23 protein-coding genes are annotated in these 24,532 nt (G+C 59.9%); 4 read left to right on the forward strand and 19 right to left on the reverse strand.

Annotated features, from left to right (window positions below):
• The first annotated feature begins 26 nt into the window (after positions 1-26).
• The 3 genes from EIY72_RS15200 to EIY72_RS15210 are packed head-to-tail and all read left to right on the forward strand — an operon-like array spanning position 27 to position 3,011.
• On the forward strand, positions 27-1,202 hold the full coding sequence (locus EIY72_RS15200; RefSeq protein WP_093227271.1) for an NAD(P)/FAD-dependent oxidoreductase: 1,176 nt from the start codon (positions 27-29) through the stop codon (positions 1,200-1,202).
• On the forward strand, positions 1,199-2,011 hold the full coding sequence (locus EIY72_RS15205; protein ID WP_093227273.1) for an aldo/keto reductase: 813 nt from the start codon (positions 1,199-1,201) through the stop codon (positions 2,009-2,011). The genes EIY72_RS15200 and EIY72_RS15205 overlap by 4 nt, the downstream gene beginning before the upstream one ends.
• A 31-nt stretch (positions 2,012-2,042) precedes the next feature.
• Positions 2,043-3,011 (forward strand): metal ABC transporter ATPase, encoded by a 969-nt coding sequence (locus EIY72_RS15210; RefSeq protein WP_093227275.1) that lies wholly within the window; start codon positions 2,043-2,045, stop codon positions 3,009-3,011.
• A gap of 54 nt (positions 3,012-3,065) precedes the next feature.
• On the opposite strand, the gene hldE is transcribed toward EIY72_RS15210, so the two are convergent.
• The 5 genes from hldE to EIY72_RS15240 form a co-directional block, all read right to left on the reverse strand.
• A complete protein-coding gene (hldE, locus tag EIY72_RS15215; protein ID WP_093227277.1) occupies positions 3,066-4,490 on the reverse strand; it encodes a bifunctional D-glycero-beta-D-manno-heptose-7-phosphate kinase/D-glycero-beta-D-manno-heptose 1-phosphate adenylyltransferase HldE in 1,425 nt (474 codons plus the stop codon).
• Positions 4,491-4,592: 102 nt separating this feature from the next.
• Entirely contained in the window at positions 4,593-5,198 is a 606-nt protein-coding gene (gene cysC / locus EIY72_RS15225; protein WP_093227279.1) for an adenylyl-sulfate kinase, read from the reverse strand.
• Positions 5,191-5,895, reverse strand: a complete 705-nt coding sequence (locus EIY72_RS15230; protein ID WP_093227282.1) for a sulfotransferase family 2 domain-containing protein — start codon at positions 5,893-5,895, stop codon at positions 5,191-5,193. Before EIY72_RS15230 ends, cysC begins: the two co-directional genes overlap by 8 nt.
• Before the next feature lie 187 nt (positions 5,896-6,082).
• Positions 6,083-7,888, reverse strand: a complete 1,806-nt coding sequence (gene msbA, locus EIY72_RS15235) for a lipid A export permease/ATP-binding protein MsbA (RefSeq protein WP_093227285.1) — start codon at positions 7,886-7,888, stop codon at positions 6,083-6,085.
• Positions 7,889-7,903: 15 nt separating this feature from the next.
• The gene (locus EIY72_RS15240; protein ID WP_093227287.1) at positions 7,904-9,076 is read right to left on the reverse strand and encodes an O-antigen ligase family protein; all 1,173 of its coding nucleotides are present in this window, start codon (positions 9,074-9,076) and stop codon (positions 7,904-7,906) included.
• 108 nt (positions 9,077-9,184) lie between these two features.
• On the opposite strand from EIY72_RS15240, the gene EIY72_RS15245 reads away from it, so the two are divergent.
• Positions 9,185-9,790, forward strand: coding sequence for a BUD32 family EKC/KEOPS complex subunit (locus tag EIY72_RS15245; RefSeq protein WP_093227289.1), 606 nt, complete (start codon positions 9,185-9,187; stop codon positions 9,788-9,790).
• On the opposite strand, the gene EIY72_RS15250 is transcribed toward EIY72_RS15245, so the two are convergent.
• From EIY72_RS15250 to waaC, 14 genes are all read right to left on the reverse strand, one after another.
• A complete protein-coding gene (locus EIY72_RS15250; protein ID WP_093227291.1) occupies positions 9,785-10,879 on the reverse strand; it encodes a glycosyltransferase in 1,095 nt (364 codons plus the stop codon). The two genes, EIY72_RS15245 and EIY72_RS15250, sit on opposite strands and share 6 nt — an antisense overlap.
• Positions 10,880-10,927: 48 nt before the next feature.
• On the reverse strand, positions 10,928-11,689 hold the full coding sequence (locus EIY72_RS15255; protein ID WP_093227293.1) for a glycosyltransferase family protein: 762 nt from the start codon (positions 11,687-11,689) through the stop codon (positions 10,928-10,930).
• Positions 11,690-11,744: 55 nt separating this feature from the next.
• Positions 11,745-12,701 carry a glycosyltransferase family protein gene (locus tag EIY72_RS15260; RefSeq protein ID WP_093227295.1) on the reverse strand — a complete coding sequence of 319 codons (957 nt, stop codon included), beginning with the start codon at positions 12,699-12,701 and terminating at the stop codon, positions 11,745-11,747.
• Between the two features lie 84 nt (positions 12,702-12,785).
• Positions 12,786-14,186 carry a PIG-L family deacetylase gene (locus EIY72_RS15265; protein ID WP_093230739.1) on the reverse strand — a complete coding sequence of 467 codons (1,401 nt, stop codon included), beginning with the start codon at positions 14,184-14,186 and terminating at the stop codon, positions 12,786-12,788.
• An 8-nt stretch (positions 14,187-14,194) separates the two neighbouring features.
• Positions 14,195-15,091, reverse strand: a complete 897-nt coding sequence (locus EIY72_RS15270; protein ID WP_093227297.1) for an antimicrobial resistance protein Mig-14 — start codon at positions 15,089-15,091, stop codon at positions 14,195-14,197.
• Entirely contained in the window at positions 15,091-16,221 is a 1,131-nt protein-coding gene (locus tag EIY72_RS15275; protein ID WP_093227299.1) for a glycosyltransferase, read from the reverse strand. Before EIY72_RS15275 ends, EIY72_RS15270 begins: the two co-directional genes overlap by 1 nt.
• Positions 16,205-17,962: a carbamoyltransferase family protein gene (locus tag EIY72_RS15280; RefSeq protein ID WP_093227301.1), complete on the reverse strand. Its 1,758-nt coding sequence runs from the start codon at positions 17,960-17,962 to the stop codon at positions 16,205-16,207. The genes EIY72_RS15275 and EIY72_RS15280 overlap by 17 nt, the downstream gene beginning before the upstream one ends.
• 165 nt (positions 17,963-18,127) lie before the next feature.
• Positions 18,128-18,463 carry a YceK/YidQ family lipoprotein gene (locus EIY72_RS15285; RefSeq protein WP_093230742.1) on the reverse strand — a complete coding sequence of 112 codons (336 nt, stop codon included), beginning with the start codon at positions 18,461-18,463 and terminating at the stop codon, positions 18,128-18,130.
• A gap of 145 nt (positions 18,464-18,608) precedes the next feature.
• Positions 18,609-20,060 carry a lipopolysaccharide kinase InaA family protein gene (locus EIY72_RS15290; RefSeq protein ID WP_093227303.1) on the reverse strand — a complete coding sequence of 484 codons (1,452 nt, stop codon included), beginning with the start codon at positions 20,058-20,060 and terminating at the stop codon, positions 18,609-18,611.
• Positions 20,060-20,812 carry a lipopolysaccharide kinase InaA family protein gene (locus EIY72_RS15295; RefSeq protein ID WP_093227305.1) on the reverse strand — a complete coding sequence of 251 codons (753 nt, stop codon included), beginning with the start codon at positions 20,810-20,812 and terminating at the stop codon, positions 20,060-20,062. Before EIY72_RS15295 ends, EIY72_RS15290 begins: the two co-directional genes overlap by 1 nt.
• Positions 20,809-21,543, reverse strand: coding sequence for a lipopolysaccharide kinase InaA family protein (locus EIY72_RS15300; protein WP_093227307.1), 735 nt, complete (start codon positions 21,541-21,543; stop codon positions 20,809-20,811). The genes EIY72_RS15295 and EIY72_RS15300 overlap by 4 nt, the downstream gene beginning before the upstream one ends.
• The gene (gene rfaP, locus EIY72_RS15305; protein WP_093227309.1) at positions 21,543-22,349 is read right to left on the reverse strand and encodes a lipopolysaccharide core heptose(I) kinase RfaP; all 807 of its coding nucleotides are present in this window, start codon (positions 22,347-22,349) and stop codon (positions 21,543-21,545) included. The genes EIY72_RS15300 and rfaP overlap by 1 nt, the downstream gene beginning before the upstream one ends.
• Entirely contained in the window at positions 22,346-23,470 is a 1,125-nt protein-coding gene (locus EIY72_RS15310; RefSeq protein ID WP_093227311.1) for a glycosyltransferase family 4 protein, read from the reverse strand. Before EIY72_RS15310 ends, rfaP begins: the two co-directional genes overlap by 4 nt.
• Positions 23,470-24,531, reverse strand: coding sequence for a lipopolysaccharide heptosyltransferase I (waaC, locus tag EIY72_RS15315; protein ID WP_093227313.1), 1,062 nt, complete (start codon positions 24,529-24,531; stop codon positions 23,470-23,472). The genes EIY72_RS15310 and waaC overlap by 1 nt, the downstream gene beginning before the upstream one ends.
• Position 24,532: the final 1 nt, after the last annotated feature.

Consider the following 24,532-nt stretch of genomic DNA (forward strand, 5'->3'; position numbering starts at 1 on the left):
CTTGTCTTGAACGCTGAGGTCGCCGCATGCCATCCGTAATTTCCACCGACGTTCTGATTGTCGGCGCTGGTGTCGCCGGTCTCTGGCTGAATGCGCGCCTGCGCCGCCAAGGGTTTTCGACGGTGCTGGTGGAAAGTGCCAGCCTCGGCGGCGGGCAGAGCGTGAAATCCCAGGGCATCATCCACGGCGGCGCCAAATACGCGCTGCACGGTGCCCTGACCGGCGCCTCGGAGGCCATCGCCGACATGCCGCGCCGTTGGCGCGAAGCCATGAGCGGGAACGGCGAGCTCGACCTGTCTGGCGTGCGCCTGCTCTCCGAAGCGCATTACCTGTGGTCCCCCGGCACCCTCGCCGGCAACCTCACCAGCTTCTTCGCCAGCAAGGCCGTGCGTGGCCGTGTCGATCAGGTCAAGGGCGAGCAACTGCCGCCAGCCCTGCAAGACAAGCGCTTCAAGGGCAAGGTCTATCGCCTGGCTGAGCTGGTCATCGATGTGCCGAGCCTGATCGAGCGCCTGGCTGACCTGGCAGGAGATGGCCTGCTTGCCGGGCAGAATATCCAACCGCTGCTGGAAGGTGGCGTGCTGGTCGGCCTGAAGGTGGATGAGCGCGAAATCCGCGCGCAACGCATCGTTCTCAGCGCCGGCGCCGGCACCGCGGCACTCCTTGAAACCCTGGGCCTGAGCCAGCCGGCCATGCAGCGCCGGCCACTGCACATGATCATCGCCAAGGGCCCGGGGCTCAAACCTCTGTACGCCCACTGCCTGGGCGGCGGCACCAAACCGCGCCTGACCGTGACCACCCACCCGGCCGCCGATGGCCAGTGGGTCTGGTACATGGGCGGTGATATTGCCGAAGCCGATGGCGTGGCCCGCGAGCCCGCCGAGCAAATCGCCACGGCACAAAAAGAACTCGGCCAATTGCTGCCGTGGATCGACCTGAGCACCGCGCAATGGGCCACCCTGCGCGTGGATCGCGCCGAGCCGCTGCAATCCGGTCTGGTACGTCCCGACAACGCCTTTGTCGCCGAGGAAGGTCGGCTGCTGGTGGGCTGGCCGACCAAACTGGCCTTGGCGCCTGACTTCGCCGACCGGGTCATCGCCAGCCTGAGTCGCGATGGCATCCAGCCAGGCCATCCGGCGCCGCTGCCGGAGTTGCCAAAACCTCCAATGGGCGTACCGGCCTGGGAGCAACTGCTGCCATGAGCCAACCGACCTTGCATGAACTGCATCGCCCACTGGGCAGCACCGGTCTCATGGTTTCGCCGCTGGGCCTGGGCACGGTCAAGCTGGGCCGTGATCAAGGCGTGAAGTACCCCAATGGCTTTCGGATTCCCGATGACGACGAAGCGCGGATGCTGCTCAAACTCACCCGCGACCTGGGCATCAACCTGATCGACACTGCCCCGGCCTATGGCCGCAGCGAAGAGCGCCTCGGGCCTCTGTTGCGCGGCCAGCGCCACGACTGGGTGATTGTCAGCAAGGTGGGCGAAGAGTTTGCCGACGGCCTGTCCCGTCACGATTTCAGCGCTGCCCACACGCGACTGTCGGTCGAGCGTAGTCTGCAACGCCTGGAAACAGACTTTATCGACCTGGTGTTGGTGCATTCCGACGGCAACGACCTGGCGATCCTCAATGAATGTGAGGTTTACGCAACGCTTGCCGAGCTCAAGGCCGAAGGCAAGATTCGTGGCTTCGGTTTTTCCGGCAAAACCGTCGAGGGCGGCTTGAAGGCACTGGAGCAAGGCGACTGTGCCATGGTCACCTACAATCTGAACGAGCAAAACGAAAAAGCCGTGATTGACTATGCTGCTGTCCACGGCAAAGCCATCCTGGTCAAAAAAGCCCTTGCCAGCGGTCATGTCTGCCTGAGTCCCGGCGTGGACCCGGTGCGCGCCAGTTTCGAGCTGTTGTTTGAACAACCGGGTGTTGCCAGTGCTATTGTCGGTACCATCAACCCGCTGCACCTTGCCCACAACGTCGCGACCGTTGCCCAGGTCCTACGTAGCCACTGATGCCGCCCCGCGGCCTTAAGCAGGAGCCGACATGCCGCGTACGCTCATAAGAAAAAACCCGAGCAACTTCAAGACCCTGCCGTTATTCGTCGAAGCCACCCCCGAAGGCCTGAGTTATCAGAGCGTCGGCAGGGCGCTGAATTTTTCCCAGACCTTGCAACGTCGTCGGCCGGTGACGGTCGAGAACAGTGAACGGTTTTCCCTGGAGCTGGCCAACCTCGGCGTGTCGGTGCGACTGACCCTGCACTGGCAGAATCGCGACTATTGGGTGCTGGTCCGCCAGCGTCGGCAGGACCGGGGCGACGTGGTGCTCAAGCTGATTTCCGGCTATGTGCCGGCCCATGAATTGAACCTGCCGTTGCACACGGCAATTCAGGAAATCGCTGAAGAATGCCTGCTGGAAACACCGGAAGGCTGGCTGGGCGGACGATTCAATGACACCTGGTTGCCGGCCCCCTACTCGGCTGCGTTGCATTACCGCGAGGCCCTGCCGTTTCGTTTGACACCCCTTTCAGGCTCGGCGCGCCCGGTGCGTTGCGCCAACCTGATGTTGATCGAGCGGCCGCAGGCCTATGTACATGTGCCAACGGCTTCGCTGCAGTTGATCTACGACTTGCGTCTGGACGTCCCCAAGGAAGCCAAGCCCTTGAGCCTGTTCCATGTCGACGAACGCCTGGAAGGTGATCAACTCGTCGCCCGCCTCGATCGCAAACGCCCCGACCTTTACCTGATGCCCTTGCACGATGGACACCCTACGGCCGAGCTGTACACCTTGAAAAAGGACCAGCTGTACCCGGCGAGCACACGCGGGCTGTATCTGGCAGAAAGTTTTGCTCAACAGGAAGGTTGGCTGGTGAGGGATGAGCGAATTCGCTGGAAGGACTGGATGAGGCAGCAGGGGCTGACGCCGCCGGAGAAACATTCCGGTCTTGCGCGGTTACGCGGCAAGGCCAAGTTGTTATTGAAGAAGATGGTGCCGAGGAAAAAAGTCAGTTCCTGAGGACACACACAAAACCTTGTAGGAGCGAGCAAGCTCGCTCCTACAAAAGCTGTCTCACTCCGACTTGCGGATCTTCTCGACTATGGCCGTGGTCGAGCTGTTTTCCACCAGCCCCAACACTTTCACGGTGCCACCGTAGGCGCTGACGATATCCGCGCCGACCACCTGGTCGATCGAATAGTCGCCGCCCTTGACCAGCACATCCGGCTTGACCGCGCTCAGCAGGTTTTCCGGAGTACCCTCGGAGAAACTGATTACCCAGTCCACCGCACCCAGACCCGCCAGCACCGCCATGCGCCGGTCGACGCTGTTGATCGGACGACCAGGGCCTTTCAGGCGGCTGACTGAAGCATCGTCGTTGATCGCGACGATCAGGCGATCGCCTTGGGCCCGGGCCTGCTCCAGATAGGTCACGTGACCGGCATGCAGGATGTCGAAGCAACCATTGGTAAAGACAATGCGCTCGTTGTGCGCACGGGCGTCGTCAACGGCCAGTAGCAATTGTTCCAGACCCAGCACGCCACGTTCTGAACCTTCCTCGCGCTGAATCGCGCGACGCAGTTCCGGTGCACTGATGGCTGCAGTACCCAGTTTACCCACCACGATACCTGCGGCCAGGTTGGCCAGCGCCACCGCGTGGGGCAGTTCCTCGCCGGCAGCAATCGCCGCGGCCAGGGTAGAAATCACTGTGTCGCCGGCACCGGTCACGTCGAACACTTCACGGGCACGGGCAGGCAGGTGCAACGCCGGGTGATCCGGACGCAACAAGGTCATGCCGTGTTCACCACGGGTCACCAGCAGCGCACCGAGGTCGAGGTCGTGCATCAACTGCGCGCCTTTGTTCACCAGTTCGTGCTCGTCGGCGCAACCACCGACGATGGTTTCGAATTCGCTGAGGTTTGGTGTGATCAGGCTCGCGCCACGGTAAATCGAGAAATCCTTGCCTTTCGGATCGGCCAGCACCGGAATGCCGCGGGCACGGGCAGCCTGGATCAGCGCCTGATGGTTTTTCAGTGCGCCTTTGCCGTAGTCGGACAGCACCAGCACCTTGATACCTTCGAGCAATTCGTCGACCTGCGCGGCCAACGCCAGGGCGTCGGTGGCGAACGGTTCTTCGAAGTCGATACGCAGCAGTTGCTGGTGACGACTCATGACCCGCAGCTTGACGATGGTCGGCTGGTGGGCAATACGCTGGAAAATGGCCCGCACGCCTGCGCCCTTGAGGCTGTTGACCAGGCTGTTGGCGGCTTCATCATCGCCGGTCACACCGACCAGCGAGGCCGGCGCGCCCAGGGCGGCAATGTTCAAGGCAACGTTGGCGGCACCGCCCGGACGATCTTCAATGTGATCGACCTTGACCACCGGCACGGGCGCCTCAGGGGAAATCCGTGAGGTACCACCATGCCAGTAACGGTCGAGCATGACATCGCCGACCACCAAGACGGGGGCTTGATCGAATCGCGGCATGGACAACTTCATGGAGCAACCCACATACAAAATGAACGAAGGCGCGATATTAACACAGGGTTGGTGTCGGCTTGTGTGGTGGCTGCAACGGGATGATTCCTCAGGCTTTTCTGCTTATTTTTTGAGCAGCAAAGCCGCCAGGCGAAGACAGGCATCCTCCATGTCGATGGCCTGTGTATCGATTTCGCACTCCGCCTGAAGCGGTGCTTCGTAGGGGCTGTCGATGCCGGTGAAATCCTTGATCCGTCCTTCCAGCGCTGCCCGGTACAGACCCTTTGGATCGCGCTGGGCGCAGACCTCGAACGGGGTGCTCACATACACCTCAATGAAATCACCCTCGCTGAACAATTGCCGCGCCGCCTCGCGCTCGGCGCGGAACGGCGAGATCGTCGCGACGATCACGATCAGCCCCGCATCCACCATCAGACGCGCCACTTCGGCGGTGCGACGGATGTTTTCCCGGCGACTGTCCGCCCCCATCCCGAGGTCTCGGCACAGCCCGGCACGCAGATTGTCACCATCAAGCACAAAGGTATGCAGCCCGAACCGGTTGAGTTGCAACTCAAGCGCATTGGCCAGCGTCGACTTGCCTGCGCCTGACAATCCCGTGAGCCAGAGGCAGCGCGGCTTCTGCGCTTTGATGGCCGCGCGGTCGTTGCTGGACAGGAGTAACTCGTAAGGCCTGATCTGCAAGCCCGACATCGACACGACTTCATTCATAGCCCAGCATCTCGTAATCACGCTGATACACACGGCGCACCAGACGTCGGGTGCGCATCGAGCAGAAGTCGCGCACCGGCTCCGAGTGACGTTGCTCCGTTCTATTCACATGAGGCAAGCCTGCCGACAAGCCCAAACGCTGGCAAATCAGGCCGAAATCCCGCGCCAGATGCTCTTGATAACCGATGAAATCGAGGGCCAGACGCCCCATGGAGTCGGTGAGAAAATCGGTTTGTGCGGCGAAATGCAGTTGCCGATGGATCGTCTCGGGGTGCAGCCAGCGACCGACGAAGTCATCAAAATCACGGTAGTGGCTGACCAATTGCTGCGCGGCATGATCACGCCGGCCCAAGGTGTTGCTCTTGAGAAAGGCGTAGGCCGAATAGGCTCTTTCCAGCGGGTCACGAACAAACGTGAATTTGAAACTGCCGGCAAACTGTGCGGGAAACTGCTGCTCGTACCAGTACAACGGCAGGTGCCCTGGTCGCCAGTCACCGAACATGGCTTCGCAGACACTGCTGCCAGCACATTTGGGGACATGAATGAACAGACAGGAGCGCTGCTCGAAGAGTTTAGGGAAGACCACGCTGGCTGACATCGACTTGTCCACGACTTGCCGATCCACAACCGACAAGCGCCCCAGCAAAAACGCACGCTGCGACTTCGGCAACAGCTTCCAGAGATAACGTTGCAACATTGCAGCACCCGCGCAAAAGGGATGGCCCTTTCGATTGAAGTCAAAGTTCGTTCAGGAACCTTAACAAGCGCGTTGCCGAGTTTTATTCCGGTTTGGTCAAGACGTGTAAAGACCCGGATACAAATCACCTGACGCATTGCACGTCAGGTGTTCACGAGGGCGAGCCAGGCTCACCCTCATGACGATGTCAGGCGATGTCTTCGGTCGGGGTGTCGAGGCCCATTGCATGCAACCGCGAGTAGTAGCCGTTTTGCGTCAGCAACTGCGCGTGGGTCCCGCGTTCGACGATCTGCCCCTGGTCCATGACCAGGATCAGGTCAGCCTTCTCGATCGTCGACAGTCGATGCGCGATGACCAGTGTGGTGCGGCCTTTCATGACATGATCCAGCGCCGCCTGAATATGGCGTTCGGATTCGGTATCCAGTGCCGAGGTGGCCTCGTCGAGAATCAGCAACGGCGCATTCTTCAACAACGCCCGGGCAATCGCCAGACGCTGACGCTGGCCACCGGACAGCAACACGCCGTTTTCACCGACCTGGGTATCCAGGCCTTCGGGCAACTGCGAGATGAAGTCCATTGCATAGGCATCCGTCGCCGCCTTCTCGATGTCGGCACGTGGCGCGCCGGCCAGATCACCATAGGCAATGTTGTTGGCGATGGTGTCGTTGAACAGGGTCACATGCTGCGTCACCTGAGCCACATGCCGGCGCAGGTTGCGCAGGCGGTAATCTTCGATCTCGACATCATCGAGCAGAATCTCCCCAACTTCATGGTGATAGAAGCGCGGAATCAGGCTGGCCAGGGTTGACTTGCCGCTGCCGGAGCGGCCGACCAGCGCAATCATCTGCCCAGGTGCTGCGGTGAAGCTGATGTTCTTCAGCACTTCACGCTCGGTCCCCGGGTAGGAGAAACTCAGGTTGCGTACCTCCAGGTAGCCATTGACGCGCTCGCGCTCCACGGTACCCAGGTCAACTTCCGGTTCGACGTCCAGCTGCTCGAAAATGCTTTCGGCACCCGCCACCCCTTTCTGGATGGTCGAGCTGACTTCCGACAACTGGCGGATCGGCTTGGGCAACAGGCCTGCCGCGGTGATGTAGGCCACCAGATCGCCCGCTGTCGCATCCCCGCGCAGCAGCAATACCAGGAACATCAGCGCGGCCATGGCGGTGTAGATCACCAGTTGCAGCATCGGCGTGTAGACCGCACCGGTCTTGGTCATGCGCAGCTGTTTGTCGGTGTTGCCCTGGCTGGCGGCGGCAAAACGCTGTTCTTCGTAGCTTTCGCCACCGAAACTGCGCACCACGCGATAGCCCTGGATGGTTTCCGAGGCTACGTGAGTCACGTCGCCCATGGCCACCTGGATCTTCTTGCTTTGCTTGCGGAATTTTTTGCTGGAGCTGCCCACCATAAAGGCGATCAACGGCAGGATCGCGAGCATCACGAGCGTCAGTTTCCAGTTCATCCAGATCAGGTAACCGAACAGGAACACCACGGTCAGGCCTTCACGAAAGACCACCTTGATCGCATCGGTTGCGGCACCGGTGACCATGGTGACGTTGAAGGTGATGCGCGAGATCAGATGCCCGGAGTTGTGGGTATCGAAATAGCGGTTTGGCAGCACCAGCAACTTGTTGAACAGTTCGACTCGCAGGTCATGCACCAGACCCAGCGAAACTTTCGCCAGGTAATAGTTGCCGAGGAAGGAGCCCAGCCCCTGCCATGCAGCGATCAGAACGATCAGCAACGGCACGGCCATCAACAGTTGCAGGTCCTTCAGGTACGGGACATTGGGAAAGAGCACGGCTTCCGGGTTGCTCAACCCGTCGACGAAGTACTTGAGGATCCCGGCCAGCATCGGCTGCGTGGAGGCAAAGATCACGAAGCCCACGATACTCAGCAGGAAAAGGCCGACATAGGGTTTCACGTAACCCAACAGTCTGAGGTAGATCTTCAGGCTGGAATCCTGTCCCGCTTTGGGCGGTGCTTCACTCATCGGAGAGCTCACTGGTTAGGAAGAACGCGGAATTTTATCACAAGCGCCGGAACTGGCCCGCGCCCATACCAAAACACTGGCCAGGCCTATTGGCAACCAGCTGATGAACCACTCGGCTCTCGGTGTTCCATTCAGGCTGGCCGCATCGAACTGCATCGCCAGAGTGGAGAAAACCCAGATCCCGATGACACCTTGGGCATAGTAGGTTTCCCTGACTTTCCAGGCCTCACGCAAAATGCCGAACCATACCGCAGCCCACAACAGTAATCCGGGGATCCCCAGCATGATGGTGACATGGGTGAACAAGTTGTGAGCGTGATCAAAGTACAGGCCTTCGGCGAACACTTTGTAGTCAGCGCCAAGCCCCAGGCCGGTCCATGGGTGCTGGGCAATAATGTGCAGACTGGACATGAATATCTGCGGACGGAAGGACGCGCCACGCGACAACATCAGCGCCTCCATCACCCAAAACGCCAACACCGCTACCACCAAGGCACAGGCGGCCACGATACGGCTGCGCCGGTCGCGACACCAGATCGGCATGGCGAGCAGAGAGAACAGCAACGCCAGGGCGGCGCCCCGGCTCTGGCTCAACAGTACGAATGCACTTAAGAAGGCGAATGCCAACGCCCAGACTGGCAGCAGATATCGCGAACGCGGCAGCCAGTGGATAAGCCATACGGCGGCCACGCCAAGCACATAACCGCCCAGAATCGGATGGGCCAATTCGCCCAACCCCTCGGCGCGCCCACTCCAGCCATTGCCATTGATCACATAGAACTTGATGATCGCGACCAGCGCCGTCAGTGCCAGGCCTATGCCACCCCACTGCATGACCCGTACCACCTGCTGCCAGCGACCATCGGCAAACACAGGAAAGAACAGCAGGAACACCAGGATGTACAGCACGCGCTTGTACTCACGGGAAGGGTCATCCACGTTCGTCCATAAAAGACTGATCATCGACCAGACAATCAGACAGAATAACGGCAGATAGATCCAGCGCTGCTCGTACAAAAGCTCCTTTAACCGCGCACGTGCGGGCCACGCCATCGCCATGGCCGGCAACCAGAGAAATGCCACCAACCCTTGCTGGTAGAGTTTGTTGGTAGGCGCAACGGCGATGGCCAGAAGAAACCACAACAGCCCCATCGACATCCATACTTGCGCCCAGCGCGATGATTGCATCAAATTGCTCCCGAGAGGTTCACGCCCCAAACCGGCATGGTTAAAACTGTAACTTTTCGGCATCATTGCCCGCCGACGTACCCTGCCATTCGAACAAGGCTTTCCACGATGCAATGCTCCCGGCTTCCGCAAGCCGCTCTAAATCAATTGATTGAAGGCGCCAGAGTACTGGAGGCCGATAGCTTCGGCCCGAAAGTCTACCTGTTGCAGGATGGGAATATCCTCAAACTGTTCCGACGCAAGCGTATTTTTTCTTCCGCATTGTTTCGACCCTACTCGAAACGCTTCATCGACAATGCTGTAGAACTGCAAAAACGCGGTGTACCGACCTTCAGAGTCTTGCAGTTCCATCGACTGGACACACCAGGCATGACGGCTGTGCTTTATCAGCCTCTGCCGGGGGAAACCTTGAGCCAGATTGCCCGCAAGCCAGGCTTTACCTGGCAACAGGGGTTACCGGCACTGGTCGGTTTGATACGCAGCCTGCACACGGCGGGGATTTACTTTCGCTCATTGCACCTGGGCAATATCGTTGTCACGCCGGACAACCAGATGGGACTGATCGATGTAGCGGACATGCGCTTTACGCGGGCGCCATTGCCCAAGCGCTTGGTCAAACGCAACCTGCAGCACTTCGCGCGCTATATTGCACGCGAAAACCTGAACGACAGCTTTCCAATGCAGGCGCTCGAACAGGCCGTACTGTCCTCATGAGAGCAGGGCGCGGGCTGTCCGGCTAAAGCGCTGCCAGGCCTGATCAGGCGCGAGCGCCTGATACTGCTCGGCCGCAACCGATTCGGCAGGAACACTGAATGCCCGCACGATCAGATCACTCCAGGCCTTGACGTCATCAGCCGGGGCATACCAACCCGTGCCCGCCAATTGTTCGCGAAACACCGCGAGTTCACTCGACAACACGGGAACACCGGCCATCACCGCCTCTTGCATGGTCAGGCCCAGGCCTTCCTCCCGCGAAGGAATGGCGACCCAGTCAAACGCCCGATAGAGTCTGGCTGCATCGTTCAAATGACCCGGTAACGAGACGTTGCCCCTCAACCCCAGACGATCGACTTGTGCCTCAAGGGCGGAACGCGCCGGGCCTTCGCCAATGATGACCAGGCGCAGATCGGGTTGGCGCCTGACGGCTTCGGCAAAAGCGTCGAGCAGGCAGGTAAAACCCTTCTTCGAGACCAGCCGCCCCACTGTCCCCAGTACTGGCGCACTGTCCAGAGGCAAACCCAACCGGGCCCGTGCGTCGTCTCTGGAGAGCGCCTCAGTACGGTAAATGACCGGATCATAGGCACTGCGCAGCGCCAGGACGGGTAGCTGGAGACTGCGGCTCAACGACTCGGCAAGGGTGTTCGAGACGGCCGTCATTTTCAACTGTGCCGCCGGAAAGCGTTGAAACAGCAATTTATCCGCTGCACTCAGGCGGGTAGAACTGTGAAAAATAACCACCACCCGAACATGCGGCATCGATTTGAGTATCGGCAGCAGCGCGCGTGCCACGCCCATGCCATCGAGCAATAACACATGGGCCTCACTGTCCTGCAAAGCGTGGCGAAATCCGGCCTGCATCCACGGCTTCGCCAGCCGCCAGAAATGGCGACCCTTCAGGCGGGCGGATGATAATCGCCACTCCCGAATCTCCCCGACATTCGCCTCACACCCCGATGCGGTCCCCTGAAGCAGCCACGTCTTGATTGGCGAGGAAGACTCAGCCTGGGCCAGAATCTGCTGATGGACCTTGTGAATGGAGGCAAAGGGAGCACCGCCAGCCCACATAACATTCAAAATACTCATAGGGCAAATAGCCAATGCACGGGGTTCTGAATACAAGCTGCAGCGCTATCAGTTGACAACCCAACCAATGCAGACTCCCAGCAATAAAAATAATGCAAGCTTCAACCGCTCGCGACGACTGCGCCTAGCCTTGCGTTGACGCTCGACAGACGTTTGTACATGCAGGCCGAAACCTATGTGCATGACGGCGTCAGCTTCCAGCGTCAGCGCTGCCAAATTCAACGCTGCGTAACGCTCTGACAACGCCTTTTCACCACTGTGCCCGGAAAAAGGCGCACACAACCGATATTCCCTGATTCGACGCAACCCTGGGTTCAGCGAAAAACCCTGCCACTCCGGTTTATCGGAGATTAGCGGGTAGCACGCCACTGCGTCGATGACTTGACGTGGCCCAAGACTGATATAGGGACTATGGACCTGCAGATCATAAATATAGCTGCGCAGCCAAACCTGCAAGATATCCGGGCGCGATTCAAGAATCGTCATGGAGTCCTCAACAAACCCCGGACGATAGAAGCGCCAGTCATCCTCGCAATGGAAAATGTAAGGTGTCTTGACGTGCTCGTATGCCAGATCGATGGACGCCAACTGGCCAAGCTTCGGGCGATTGACGAACACTGTGCAGTGATCCTTCCAATGCGCCGGAATGACCTCTTGCACCTTTTCATCGCCCGAATCTTCGGTAATGAATACTTCGCGAATGGCAGCCGTATTGAATTGGTCGAAGCTCTCGAGCGTTGCCTTGAGCAGATCCAGCCGGCCACAGCTGGTGACGACCAATGTGATGTTACTGTCGTGGGAAAAGCGCACTTGATTCTCAATAAGATTTAAAATGCCAGCAATATCAATTGCCCACTAACGCTTGTCAAATTCCCATTTTCAATCGAATGCGTTCCATCATGCTCAACGGCGCACGGGGACGCAGAGGCGGCTCAAGCTCCTCGACTATTCGCTGCCCAATCCGCGCAAAGCTGAATTGGCTCACAGCCAGGTCACGGCCATTGAGCGCAATGCGTTGCGACAGCTCGGGGTCAGCACGCAGCCTTGCCAGTTTTTCCTGTAATTGTGGAATATCGCGATAAAACACCACGTTGTGCATGTCTTCAAGGCCCAGCGCACGGTTTTCTTCTGCACCTTGATCATAGGCCAACAATACACACCCACAGGCCATGGCTTCGAAGTTCTTGATCATGAACTCGCCCATGCCGACGTCGGCGCTGACAAAAAAACGAATTCGGTTGAGCGTATCGCAGTACTCTTCGCCGGACTTGGTCCGGGTCACCACCAGCGACTCGACGCGTCCCAATTCGTCCAGTAAGGCCTTGCGACCGCTGTAGGCAACACTGTTTGTGCTGCCGACGAATGCCAGTTCGATATCCCGCTCACGACCCTGGTCCTGTAGCAGCGTCTGGTCATAGCCTTTGGGCACGAACACCGCATCGAAACCTTCCCCGCGCAAACGCTCGGACACGACAAATCCGGAACTGATCACCCGCGCCCACGGCAGGCGACGGTAGTGCGCGCTGAACTTGCCGGTGTATTTGCAGGGGATGTAGTTCTGGTAGGCGTCGTGTTCGAGAATCACCAGATTGGGAACGGTACGGATAAAGCCGGCCTGACGGATTTCCTGCTTGAAACGCAGGAAGAACACAATACGGTCATACCGTGACACATCGACTTCACGGCGGAAGTAACCGCGCAAGTCGCGCTGTTCGGCACTGCTCAACCAACGCAGATCGCACTCGCAGTGAGCCGCGACACCGTCGTACAAACGGTCCAGGATGGCCCGCTGATCTTTCTGTACCAGAAATAGAACTTTCATCGTCTTCCTTGCCGCAACAGGCAAACCGGGCAAACCTGAAATCGTCACGGCTCAGAGGCGGACGTCTTTCAAACCTTTAACATCTTACAAGCGCCAGAACAGCTCATGACGGCGGACAGCCTTGCGAAAAAACTCGTTTTCGCCAAATGGTGAGCCGGAGCGACCGGCCAGCAAGCGCTGCAATCCTCGACGCAAACGCCGCTTGAACGGCGCCCGCGGTTGCAAGTCGTGCATCATGCCAAGCGCCATGGCCTTGTCACACTGCAACGGACGGTCAAGCGCCAGGCACCAGGGATGCAGCGGCTGATTCGCTTCAAACAGCGGCGGCAATGTGATGCCGGCACCGGTGTCGCCCATCGGCCAGCGGTCGTTGTCATGCAAATGGTTGGCATAGCCCAACAAAGTCGGCTGCCAGTCAAGACCTTGCAAGGCTTCGATGACCGCCGCCTGCGCACAGATATGATCCGGGTGCGGATCCAGGACCGGGTGCGGCAGCACGATCACCTCCGGCTGCGCCCGTAGTAACAGCTCACGCAGATCAGCCAACAGGTTGTTCCAGGTCGGCGCACCGTCGACATCCCCCGGTAGCGCAAAAGCATTCAATTGGCGGAACGGACGCGTGTCACTCATGTCCGCTTCCCGAGATCCCACAGGCGTAGCGGGTGCAGCCCGCATGGCCGGCAATTGCAGGCAGAAATACCCCAACTGCACGCAATGCGCCTCGGGCACACCGGCCCAGCGTGGCACGGCAATGCTGTCCCAGGCGCGCAGACGCCCCTTCAATCGGGCTGCCTCGACCTTGCCCAGCCCCATCTGCTGGTAGTGTTCAGCTTCGATTTCGCCAGCCGTGAGGGTGACGATCCAGGCTTCGTCAGCCTGACTGTACAAGCCATACGCCGCCAGCTCGGCATCATCGGCATGCGGAGCGATGACCATGACCCGCTGACGACGGTAATCCGGGTGTTCGAATGCCCACAGGACCGGCTCGCCAAGCAGTCGACAGAAGCGCCCACGCAGACGCAACTCCCCGCGCGACAACACTGGCGCCTGACCGCTGAGATTGAGGTAGCGCAGGCCATCAACGCCGCGCTCGAAGGTTTGCCGGTCGGGATTATCACCACCGTTCAACTCCACCAGCGGATCGAAGAAGCGACCCAGCCAGGTGCTTTTCACCCGTATAGCCAGCACCAGCGTCGCCGCTTCAACCAGCATGACCCCGTCATCCAGCCGCAGGTGCTCACCGTTGAGATGCACCTTGGGCTGAGGTGTATAGGGAGGAAAGCTGTACTGGTAGTCGTCGCCTGGCGAATAGAAAAGATGATCGGCGAACCAGGCTTCGTGGGCGACCCAGGCCAGTACCGCAAGTACCGGCACCAACCACCAGGCCACCAGCACACCGGCGATCAGCAGCAACGCCAGGGTGATCAACAGACCGATTCGTTTATTGCGCCGATGGCGCTTGAGCAATTGCTGTTTACGGCTCATGGCTTGACTCATACGGTGAAGACCGGCACAGGGTTGCACCAGCGATCCTTGTATTCGCGATCAGCGCGACCAAAGGAAAACCGCAGCGGTTTGTCCTGCGCGCGAGCATGCTCCCACGCGCTTTGCGTGTTGAGAAAGCTCAACACGCTGCCGGGACTGAATTCACGGGTTTGCGGATCGACACCACCGTTGACGTACTCGACGCTGATCCACTGCGGGGTTTCGACGCGATACACCAGTTGAATCGCGATCGGCGCATCGTTGAGGAAAATCACCGAGCCAATCAGCCACTCACGCAGCAACTCGATGACCTCGGCCATGCGCGCGGCGCCTGTTGCGGCAAAGCCCCAACGGCGCTGGAACAGGTCGCAGTACATCGCCGCCAATTCTGCACTGGAGAACTCGGAGACCGGCCGCACCACACCGCCGGCCTCCTCCAGCAGGCGCAACTCGCGACGCTGGTTGTAGCGAAACTTCTTCGACAGCTCTTCCGGCGTGCGGGCCATGGCCAGTTGCTCGGTCTGCAACCTGATACCGGTGAAGCGCCCTTCATTCAGCGCCGACAAGTAACGACCGCGATGCCGCAAGGCGGCTTGCGCATCCGGCGCTGCAGGCAGGATGATCTCGGCATTACCCAGATCGAACAGGCCTTTTTTACCGCGGCGCTTGAGCACGTCCTTGGACAAGGCCAGGTCGCGCCCCCAGGTAGGAATGGCGGCCTTGATGTCGCCGTTTTGCGTCCAGGCCAGGTAACGCACCGGAATGTCGGCCAGTTTCGCCAGCCGCTCGATCACCTGGGGATGAGTGGCGACGCTGCCGCCGTAACGCTGCCAGGTTTCAGCGTAAGTGGCGGCATCAACCACCGCCCAGCCACGTTCACGCCAGCCTTGGAATCGGTTGAGCATCAGCCCCTCTGTGCCAGTTCGGTAACTTGTGGCAAATGCCAGAACGCATCACTGACCGCACGGTCGCTGAAACACTCACGCAAACGATCGAGCATCAGCTCGGCACATTGGTGGCGCTGCTGCTCATCCATGGCTGCCAGGTGTTGCAGACCTTGCGCCAAGTGAACGGCATCGCCCAACGGGAACAGGATCCCTACGCCCTCGACCACTTCCTTCGCTCCGCCACAGGCCGTAGCCAGCAACGGCAGGCCAGCTGCCATCGCTTCAAGCAGCACCATGCCGAACGGCTCATGGTCCGAGCTCAGGGCGAACACATCGAAGGCTCTGAAATAGTTGCGCGCATCCGGCACCTGGCCGAGAAACAACACGCGATCACCAATGCCCAGTTCACGAGCCTGCGACTTGAGTTTCTCTTCAAGGCGCCCGGAACCGAGGATGACCAACTGACTACTGGCCGGCAGACCCGGCAACGCTTGGGCAAACCCCTGCAGCAGCGTGGCTTGATCCTTGTCCGGATGCAGGCGTCCGACGTTGCCGACGATCCACGCATCCATCGCCAGCCCCAGGGTTTCCCGGGCTTCGCGCCTCGACACCTGAGCAGCCTTCAAGGCGTCCACATCGATCCGGTTGTACAGGGTCTGAATACGCGTTGCCGGCCATGTCGGCAGGCAGCTGCGCATGTCGTCACGCACCGCATCGGACACACCGATCAGGCTCAGACGCTTGCGGAAGATATTGGCGAAGAGTTTGCGACTGCCGCGTTTGTAATCATCAAACGCATGATGAACGCCAATCACCGGCAACGACGTACCGAGCAAGGCGATGTAGATAGGCTTGAAGCGATGGGCGATGCAGAAACTGAAGTTGCGTGAAGCAGCGATCTTGCGCAGATCGCTGATGGCACCCAGTTTCAAACCCCGAATGGCCTTGGAGCTGTACTCCATGAACAGCACTTCATCGCTGGCACAGGCGGCGGCGACCTGGCTATCGGCGGCCCCGGTGAGAAACACCGTGGTCACCCGATAGCCGGTGCCCGCAAACAGGCTGGCGTACTGCCGTGCGCAGTCCAGAAACGGCCCGTCATAGCCGTGGCAGAACTGCAGCACATGGCGTTCAGCCGAGCGTGTCATAGGCGTTCGCGCCCTCTTTGACCACCAGAATGTCTTCCATGATCAGGTACTGGAGGTCCGACCCGAAGAACATGTTCAACGCATCCGTTGGCGAGCAGATCATCGGCTCACCGCGACGGTTGAGCGAGGTGTTCAGCGATACGCCGTTACCGGTCAACACTTCCAGCGCTTTCATCATGTCGTAGTAGCGCGGGTTGTACTCACGCTTGAGCACCTGGGCGCGGGACGTGCCGTCTTCGTGGACGACTTCAGGCACGCGGGTTTTCCACTCTTCCGCGACTTCAAAGGTGAAGGTCATGAACGGTGCCGGGTGATCGATCTTGATCATCTGTGGCGCAACGGTGTCGAGCATCGACGGGCAGAAAGGCCTCCAGCGCTCGCGGAACTTGATCTGGTGGTTGATACGGTCAGCCACACCGGCCACGCTCGGGCAACCGATGATCGAGCGACCACCCAGTGCCCGCGGACCGAACTCCATGCGGCCCTGGAACCAGGCCACCGGGTTGCCGTCGACCATGATCCTGGCGATCTGCTCCGGCATGTTGTCGAGCTTGCGCCAGGTCGGCTTGTTCTCGTGACGGGCGCACGCGGCAATCACGTCTTCGTTGCTGTACGACGGGCCGAGGTAGACGTGCTCCATCTTCTCGACCGGTACACCACGGGCGTGGGACACATAGGCCGCAGCGCCGACCGCCGTGCCGGCGTCGCCGGAGGCAGGCTGTACGAACAGCTCCTTGACGTCGTCGCGAGCGATGATTTTCTGGTTGAGCTTGACGTTCAACGCACAGCCGCCGGCGTAGGCCAGCTTGCCGGTTTCCTTGAGCACGTCGCCCAGGTAATGGTCGATCATCTGCAACGCGATTTTTTCAAACAGTGCCTGAATGCTGGCCGCGTAGTGGATGTAAGGCTCGTCGGCGATATCGCCTTCGCGCTTCGGACCCAGCCACTCGATCAGCTTCGGCGAGAAGTAGTAACCCTTGCCTTTCTCTTTGTAGCGGCGCAGGCCGATCACGTTGGCGTAGTCGGTGTTGATCACCAACTCGCCGTTTTCGAACGAGGCCAGGCGCGAGAAATCGTATTTGCTGGCGTCGCCGTACGGCGCCATGCCCATGACCTTGAATTCGCCGTCGAGCATGTCGAAACCGAGGAACTCGGTGATCGCGCCGTACAGGCCACCCAGGGAGTCCGGATCGAAGAACTCCTTGATCTTGTGGATCTTGCCGTTTTCGCCGTAGCCAAAGAAAGTCGTGGCGTACTCGCCCTTGCCGTCGATACCGAGGATCGCGGTTTTCTCTTTGAAACCGGAGCAGTGGTAAGCGCTGGAGGCGTGAGCCAGGTGGTGCTCGACCGGTTCGATCTTGATTTTCTTCGGATCGAAACCCAGTTGCTCCAGGCACCAGACGATCTTGTTGCGATAGCGCTTGTAGCGACGGTTGCCCATCAGGATCGCATCGAGCGCGCGGTCCGGGGCGTACCAGTAACGCTTGGCGTACTGCCAGCGGGCTTTGCCGAACAGGCTGATCGGGGCGAACGGAATCGCGACCACGTCAACGTCGGATGGCTTGATGCCCGCTTGTTCCAGACAGAACTTCGCCGACTCGTAAGGCATGCGGTTCTTTGCATGTTTATCGCGTACGAAGCGCTCTTCTTCAGCCGCCGCGACCAGCTTGCCGTCGATGTACAGGGCTGCGGAAGGATCATGGCTAAGGGCGCCGGACAGGCCAAGAATCGTCAATGCCACAGGGGTCTAGCCTCTTTAGTCTGCATGCAGGCGCTGTAAGCGCCTCAAAAATGATGTGCCTTCTCAAGGAGCGAGAGACAGCTAAAGGGCGGGATTATAGCGTAAAAGCAGCGGCAAGCCTCTAGCGGCAACGACCAGGCAGCGCATGAGGCCGCTCAGATTGTTTCAGCCGCGCGATGGTCGCCAATAAACAGGAATGTTGCCGTCCACGGTTTGCCGGTAAATCGTGTACGGCAGGACCATGGTGTCGAGCGTGCCAGAGAGCGCGAGATCCAGAAGGACGAGGGGCACGAGAACGCCCGTGGGATCAGGTGGCGCGTTCAAGACGCAGAAGTCGAAAGCCAGGCCGCTGTAGATGCGGGGAATGCTCTGACAATAGGTTTTTTGCCGACGCAGGCTTTGCGCCGCCTCGGCATCATCCTGCAAGACCGTCGAGACAGTCCCGCATCCGGCCATGGCCAGTGATAAAGCACCTGATGAAACCGCCATCTTGATCGACAAAGTCTGCCCTCCGAAAACGTCAGGCAAACTAGCATCGCGGTGGTTGGCACCACAGTTCATGGCTTCCCAAGACTGCGTAGGACGATTCACAGAGACCTGTCACCCATATCAGCGGCAAGCCTGCTCCTGTGGGAACGAGCCCGATTCAGCCCGCGCCGGAGATATCCCTGGGCAACCGCTGATCAATCACCTGATACAGCGCACTACTCTCAGGCCAATTGCGCATGAACCGCGCCCGATCCCGGGCATAGGCCGGCGCAAAACTGCTCGCGGAACCGTGCTGACACATCGAATCGAGATCGATCAACGCCCAGCGATCCTCCTGCCAAAACAGGTTATGCCCCTTGAAGTCGCCATGACTGATGCGTTCGCGAATCAACTCGGCAAACAGATGGTCAAGTGCCGCCAACTCGGCCTCCGGCGCATTGCCGCTCTCAACGTAGGGCGAGAAACGCTCAATGATGTCCGGCCCCGGCAGATATTCGGTGACCAGATAGGCTCGGCTGCGCAGCCACAGGAAACGCTTTTCCAGCAACGCCAGCGGTTTCGGCGTGGCAATCCCGAGGAACGCCAGCCGATTGCCTTCACGCCAGGAATGCCAAGCGCGGCTCGGGCGCCAGAAGCGCTTGAGCCAATGGGCAAATCCCTTGATGTTGTAGCGTTTGATCACCAACGTGCGGCCATTGACATCGACCTTGCCGACACTGGCCGCACCGCCAGTTTTGTATAGATGCCCTTGATCGAGCAAGGCGTCGGCCTGTTCCAGCACCGGCAACATGGCAGTTTCTTCCTCGCGGCGAATCGCGCGCAAACCGAATGCCCCGCGCTGCACGCTGAACAACGAGCACTCGCGGCCGGCCTTGATCAGAAAGTCCTTGAGTCGCCAGCTACGCACCTTGTCGATCTGCTTTTGCAGCGCCTCCATGGGCAAGGCGTGTTCGCCATTACTGAGCAGGTAGTAGACCAGCAACTCTTCGGTAAACGGCTCCAGCGACTTGGGCAACTGGGCGAAAAACACCCCGAGGTTTTCCAGGACTTTCTGTCGCGACAGAGGCTGGCCCGGGGTTTCACTGCGAATGCCGGCACCATCGATCAGGTACAAACGACCGCGCTGACGCAGCAGGTTGTCCAGGTGCAGATCTTCCTGCCACAACCCCCTGCGGTGCATCTGACCAATGGCGCCCAAGGCCTCGGCCAAAACGGCGCCCTGGCCGTCAGACAGCACCGGCTGTTGTTCAACTCGCTTCCAGATGTCACCGAGACTTTCGGCACTTTCCAGAAACTCGAACAACAACCAGCCACCCTCGCCGTCCTTGAGGCCATCAGCCAACAGCTGCGGCGTGGTCAGACCTTGCGCGGCGAGCAGGCGCACGCCGTCCAGCTCACGCTGAAAGTGCCGCGCCGCCTTGCTGCCGACCAGCAGCTTGGCCAGCACTGGCCGGCCGCGCCAGACCCCGGCGCCGACATACCGCTGCCCCGGCAACACCCGCAACAGGGTCAACAACTGCAAGTCGGCAGGACCGGCAGCATCGGCCAGCGAAATGCTCAGCGGCAAGACCGGGCTGCGCCCGGCACTCTTTAATTCGGACAAGCGCATCAACGCACTCCCTTGTGACTGCGTCGCGCCGTCAAGCGCCGCAGCCAGCTATCAATCAAGGTGCTGTCCAGCGGCTGATCCAGATACGCGGCCAACAACTCACGCAACTGCGCCTCGTCCCACTCCGGTGCACGACGCATCAACGGCTCCAGGTCCTTGACCCGATCACGCAGGCCGAACAACAAAGGTCGGGTTTTTTCCAGGTCGATCAGTTGCCCTTCGTAACCGCTACCGCTGGCCCGCAGAAAAATATGCTTGGGGTAAAAACAGCCATGCACCTGCCGCGCCGCGTGCAGCTGGCGAGCCAGTACGCCGCAGGCCTTGAGGATTTCCGACTGCTGCACTGCGCTCAACTCCGACCAGCGCTGCAGCAGTGAATCAAGATCATCCCAACCGTCCAAAGCACGGGTCAGCAGGATCGCCCTGACTTCGCCATCGACCTTGCGCTCACCGTAGAACGCCGCCTGCAAGGCAGGAATGCCCAGCTGTTGATAACGGGAAATATTGCGAAATTCGTGGGCAAAACTTGGCTCGCCAAACGGCGCGCGCAAGGTGCGGGTCAGGTAATTGCTCTGGCGCTTGAGGTAAAAACCACGGCCTTCCAGGTCCAGGCGGAACACGCTGCTCCAACCACCGCGGCCAGTGTTTGGTTCATCCACCGCTTCAAGCTGCTTGGCCCACAGGGCATCGAATGTGCCGAGCCCGTGGCGCTCAAGCAGCGCGCGGTCTTCAGCAGCCAGAAAATCATTCATTCGCGTCCCTCGAAAAATCTCACCACATGCCGGATACGCTTCTTGTCAGCCGCGTTGAGCCGGTTCCGTTGGCGGTATTGCAGGTAAAAGCGCAAGCGCTGGGTGGCCGAAAGCTGGTACTTGGCAACTTTGTCCAGGCAGGCCAGGTCTTTGGTGATGCGGTACTTCAGCCAGAAACCGCGCCAGAAATCACCGTTGGGGCAATCGATCAGGAACAGTCGTGCTTCATCATCGATCAGCAGGTTGCGCCACTTCAAATCGTTGTGGGTAAAGCGGTGGTCATGCATGGTCCGGGTGTACCGGGCCAGTTGACGGCTGACAGTGTCGACCCAGACGCGATCCGCCAGTTTCGCATCGTGCCGTTCAGCCAACGCAGACAAGTCTTCGGTGTGCGGCAGCTCTCGGGTAATCATCGCCCCGCGATCGTACGCCGCGCCACGCCGCTCCAGGCCCCAGGCCACCACTTCGGCGGTGGGAATGCCCCACTTGGCGAACCGCTTGAGGTTCTGCCACTCCATCTTCACCCGGGGCTTGCCCAGATAACGACGCAGGCCCTTGCCGGCGCCGACGTAACGTTTGACGTAGTAGTTCACGCCATTGCGCTGCACACGGATGACTTCCGACAGCGGATCGCGGGTAAGACGCTCTCCTTGCAGGGCAAACACTGCTTCAAGACTGCCGAAATCCTCTGCCAGGTTGCTGTAAGCCGGTTCCAGTTTCCAACCCGACATCAGAGCGCGTCCCCGTAACGCTGCTTGCGCTCGTAGAGCTTGTTGGCCTTGCCCTCCAGCCAGCTCAACAACGCCGCCTCTTCGCTGAGGATCTGCCGCAGCGGTTGCTGGAAGTAGCCCTTGAGAAAACGCAATTTGTCGCGACGGGTCAGGCCGATGTCGAGGGCGGAAAAATACAGGGCTGCCAGGTCCTTGTTGCGCCAGCGTCGGGTGATCTGCGGACGGGTCTGGGCACGGTGCAGGTCGATCACCGAGAGCTTGAAATCTTCGGGTGTCACCGGCTTGTCGGTGTGCAACAGGAAATGGCAGATGTAGCAGTCGCGATGATTGACCCCGGCGCGGTGCATCATGCCGGTCATGCGTGCGACTTCGGCGATCAGTGCCCGCTTGAGCTTTGGTTCCGGCGGCTGTTTGATCCAGTTGATGCTGAAGTCTTCCAGGCTGACGGTCGGGGCCAGTTCTTCAGTGACGATAAACGAATGCTGGTCGGCCGGGTTGCTGCCCTTTTCGCCATAGGCAACCGCAGTCATGGTCGGCACGCCGACTTCCTGCAGGCGCTGAATGGCTTTCCATTCCTGGCCTGCACCGAGCACCGGCAGCTTGGCGGTGAGCAGGTTCTTGAAGATCTCACCCCAGCCGATGCCACGGTGAATCTTCACGAAAAACCCGTTGCCGTTCACTTCGGTGCGCAGGGTACGGCGCGCTTCAAGCTCGCGGTACACCTCGCCCTGCAAGCCTTCGACTTCGGCGAACGGGTCGCGTCCGGCCCAAAGGCTCTTGAACGGTTCAGCCAGCATCAACTTCATTTAGCGTGCTCCGCCAGAATCACATCCGCCGCGTGCTGCGGCATGCTGTAGAGGTCGGCCGTTTCGGCGTAGGCCAGACCGTTGCGGCTCCAGGCCGCCCGTGCTTGAGCGTCGTTCAACATGCCGGTCAGGTACTGGGTCAGTTGCGCCTGATCGAAAGGCTCGTCCAGTACCAGGCCGGCATCGGCCTCGGCAATGTAATGGGCGTACCCGCACACCGCGCTGACCAGCACCGGCAGGCCAGCTACCAAGGCTTCGAGCAGCACGGTACCGGTGTTTTCGTTGTACGCCGGGTGAATCAGCAGGTCGGCGCCCAACAGGAATCGCGGAATATCGCTGCGCCCTTTGAGGAAGGTCACGTTGTCGCCCAGCCCCAGTGTTGCACTCTGCATCTGGAATAACTTGGGGTCATCCTGGCCAATTACAAACAGCCGTGTGCGCTTCTTCAGTTCGGCGGGCAATGCGGCCAGCGCCTTGAGGCTGCGATCCACACCCTTGGTCTTGAAGCCGGAACCGATCTGCACCAGCAGCAGGTCATCGTCCTTCAGGTTGAATTCGGCGCGAAACCCGGCACGAATCTCGTCCGCATTCCCAGGGCGACGGCGATCCTGGGCGATGCCCGGCGGCAGCAGGTGGAAACGCTCCAGCGGCGTGTCGTAATGCTTGATGAACAGTGGTTGCTGGACCTCGGAAATCATCAGCACTTCGGTCTTGGCGTCCTTGGCGAACACCGCACGCTCGTATTCGGCGAAGTGGCGATAGCGGCCCCAGCGTCGGTACAGAGAGTTACGCAGGTTCTGCGCCTTGTCTTCAAAACAGCCGTCGGCGGCGTAGTAAACATCCAGACCGGGCATCTTGTTGAAACCGATCAGACGATCGACCGGACGCTTGGCCAGGTCCGCTTCCATCCATTCGCTGAGTTTCTCGTTACGCCGGTGATTGAAGAACGCTTTCACCGGTGCCACCAGCACCTCAAAACCCGGCGGCACATCGCCCTCCCAGATCAGCGTGTAGACACGAATCTGATGGCCGCGCTTCTGGCACTCCAGGGCGATGCGCATGAAATCGCGCTGCAAGCCACCAAAGGGAAAGTACTTGTACAAGACAAAAGCCAATTGCATCAGCGCAGCTCCTCAGCCAGTAACAACGTGCTCAGTCGGCTCGCGACACGCTCGGGATTCAGACGCGTGAAGCACAAAGGCCACTCGCGTTTCAGGTCAAACTGACGTACGTCGTCGGCCGTCGGCTGATAAGTGCATTTCTTTTGCAGGCACGGCGCGCAGGGGAAATCGCTGGCCAGGTGAATCTGCACCTTGCCATAGGCGCCGGTCAGGCCCGGGTTGGTCGGACCGAACAGCGACAGCGTCGGCACATCCAGCGCAGCCGCCAGATGACCGAGGCCGGTGTCCACCGCCACGCAGGCTTGCGCGCCGGCCAGCACTTTGCCGACGCCGGCCAGGTTGAGTTTCGGCAGCACTTCGGCGTGCTTGAAACCGGCGGCGATACGCTCGGCCCGGGCTTTTTCCTGAGCATTGCCCCAAGGCAGTTTCACGCCCACCCCCAGGTAGCCGACTCGCTCGGTCAGCTCGCGCCAATAGGCTTCCGGCCAGTGCTTGGTGTCCCAGGTTGTGCCATGCAAAAACAGCACGTACGGGTTCTTGCGCGGCAACTCGACCAAGCGCTCGACACTCAGGCCGTAATCGCCCAGGCCCTTGGGCAAGTCGTAGCCCAGGGCGATGGCGAACAACTGGCGTACTCGCTCCACAGCGTGCTGGCCGCGGGCAACTGCCAGGCGTCGATTGTAAAAACGCGAAGCCATCGGTTCCCGAGCCGAGCCTTTGTCGAGTCCGGCCACCGGCGCTTTGACGTATCGGGTCAGCCAGGCACTTTTCAGCAAGCCCTGGGCGTCAATGACCAGATCGTATTTCGTCGCGCGAACGCTTTGCTTGAAGCGCTTCCATTCACCGCTCTTGATGGTCTGCCAGATGCTTTTCCGCCAGCGACGGATCGCCACCGGAATCACCTTGCCCACCGCCGGGTGCCAGGTCGGAATCTCGGCGAAGCCTTCTTCCACCACCCAGTCGAATTTGATGCCGGGAATCGCCCGCGCCGCGTCGGTCAGCGCTGGCAACGCATGAATCACGTCGCCCAGCGAAGAAGTCTTGATCAGCAGAACCCGCAAA

The organism is Pseudomonas vancouverensis (genome assembly GCF_004348895.1).
Taxonomy (GTDB): domain Bacteria; phylum Pseudomonadota; class Gammaproteobacteria; order Pseudomonadales; family Pseudomonadaceae; genus Aquipseudomonas; species Aquipseudomonas vancouverensis.

Excerpts from the sequence above, each read along its gene's own strand:
- EIY72_RS15310 (WP_093227311.1), bottom strand. The coding sequence starts at position 23,470 with ATGCAATTGGCTTTTGTCTTGTACAAGTACTTTCCCTTTGGTGGCTTG.
- EIY72_RS15260 (WP_093227295.1), bottom strand. The coding sequence starts at position 12,701 with ATGAAAGTTCTATTTCTGGTACAGAAAGATCAGCGGGCCATCCTGGAC.
- hldE (WP_093227277.1), bottom strand. The coding sequence starts at position 4,490 with ATGAAGTTGTCCATGCCGCGATTCGATCAAGCCCCCGTCTTGGTGGTC.
- msbA (WP_093227285.1), bottom strand. The coding sequence starts at position 7,888 with ATGAGTGAAGCACCGCCCAAAGCGGGACAGGATTCCAGCCTGAAGATC.
- EIY72_RS15270 (WP_093227297.1), bottom strand. The coding sequence starts at position 15,091 with ATGCTCAACCGATTCCAAGGCTGGCGTGAACGTGGCTGGGCGGTGGTT.
- EIY72_RS15300 (WP_093227307.1), bottom strand. The coding sequence starts at position 21,543 with ATGTCGGGTTGGAAACTGGAACCGGCTTACAGCAACCTGGCAGAGGAT.
- rfaP (WP_093227309.1), bottom strand. The coding sequence starts at position 22,349 with ATGAAGTTGATGCTGGCTGAACCGTTCAAGAGCCTTTGGGCCGGACGC.
- EIY72_RS15290 (WP_093227303.1), bottom strand. The coding sequence starts at position 20,060 with ATGCGCTTGTCCGAATTAAAGAGTGCCGGGCGCAGCCCGGTCTTGCCG.
- EIY72_RS15245 (WP_093227289.1), top strand. The coding sequence starts at position 9,185 with ATGCAATGCTCCCGGCTTCCGCAAGCCGCTCTAAATCAATTGATTGAA.
- cysC (WP_093227279.1), bottom strand. The coding sequence starts at position 5,198 with ATGAATGAAGTCGTGTCGATGTCGGGCTTGCAGATCAGGCCTTACGAG.
- EIY72_RS15275 (WP_093227299.1), bottom strand. The coding sequence starts at position 16,221 with ATGACACGCTCGGCTGAACGCCATGTGCTGCAGTTCTGCCACGGCTAT.
- EIY72_RS15265 (WP_093230739.1), bottom strand. The coding sequence starts at position 14,186 with ATGAGCCGTAAACAGCAATTGCTCAAGCGCCATCGGCGCAATAAACGA.
- EIY72_RS15250 (WP_093227291.1), bottom strand. The coding sequence starts at position 10,879 with ATGAGTATTTTGAATGTTATGTGGGCTGGCGGTGCTCCCTTTGCCTCC.
- EIY72_RS15205 (WP_093227273.1), top strand. The coding sequence starts at position 1,199 with ATGAGCCAACCGACCTTGCATGAACTGCATCGCCCACTGGGCAGCACC.
- EIY72_RS15240 (WP_093227287.1), bottom strand. The coding sequence starts at position 9,076 with ATGCAATCATCGCGCTGGGCGCAAGTATGGATGTCGATGGGGCTGTTG.
- EIY72_RS15295 (WP_093227305.1), bottom strand. The coding sequence starts at position 20,812 with ATGAATGATTTTCTGGCTGCTGAAGACCGCGCGCTGCTTGAGCGCCAC.
- EIY72_RS15210 (WP_093227275.1), top strand. The coding sequence starts at position 2,043 with ATGCCGCGTACGCTCATAAGAAAAAACCCGAGCAACTTCAAGACCCTG.
- EIY72_RS15230 (WP_093227282.1), bottom strand. The coding sequence starts at position 5,895 with ATGTTGCAACGTTATCTCTGGAAGCTGTTGCCGAAGTCGCAGCGTGCG.
- EIY72_RS15200 (WP_093227271.1), top strand. The coding sequence starts at position 27 with ATGCCATCCGTAATTTCCACCGACGTTCTGATTGTCGGCGCTGGTGTC.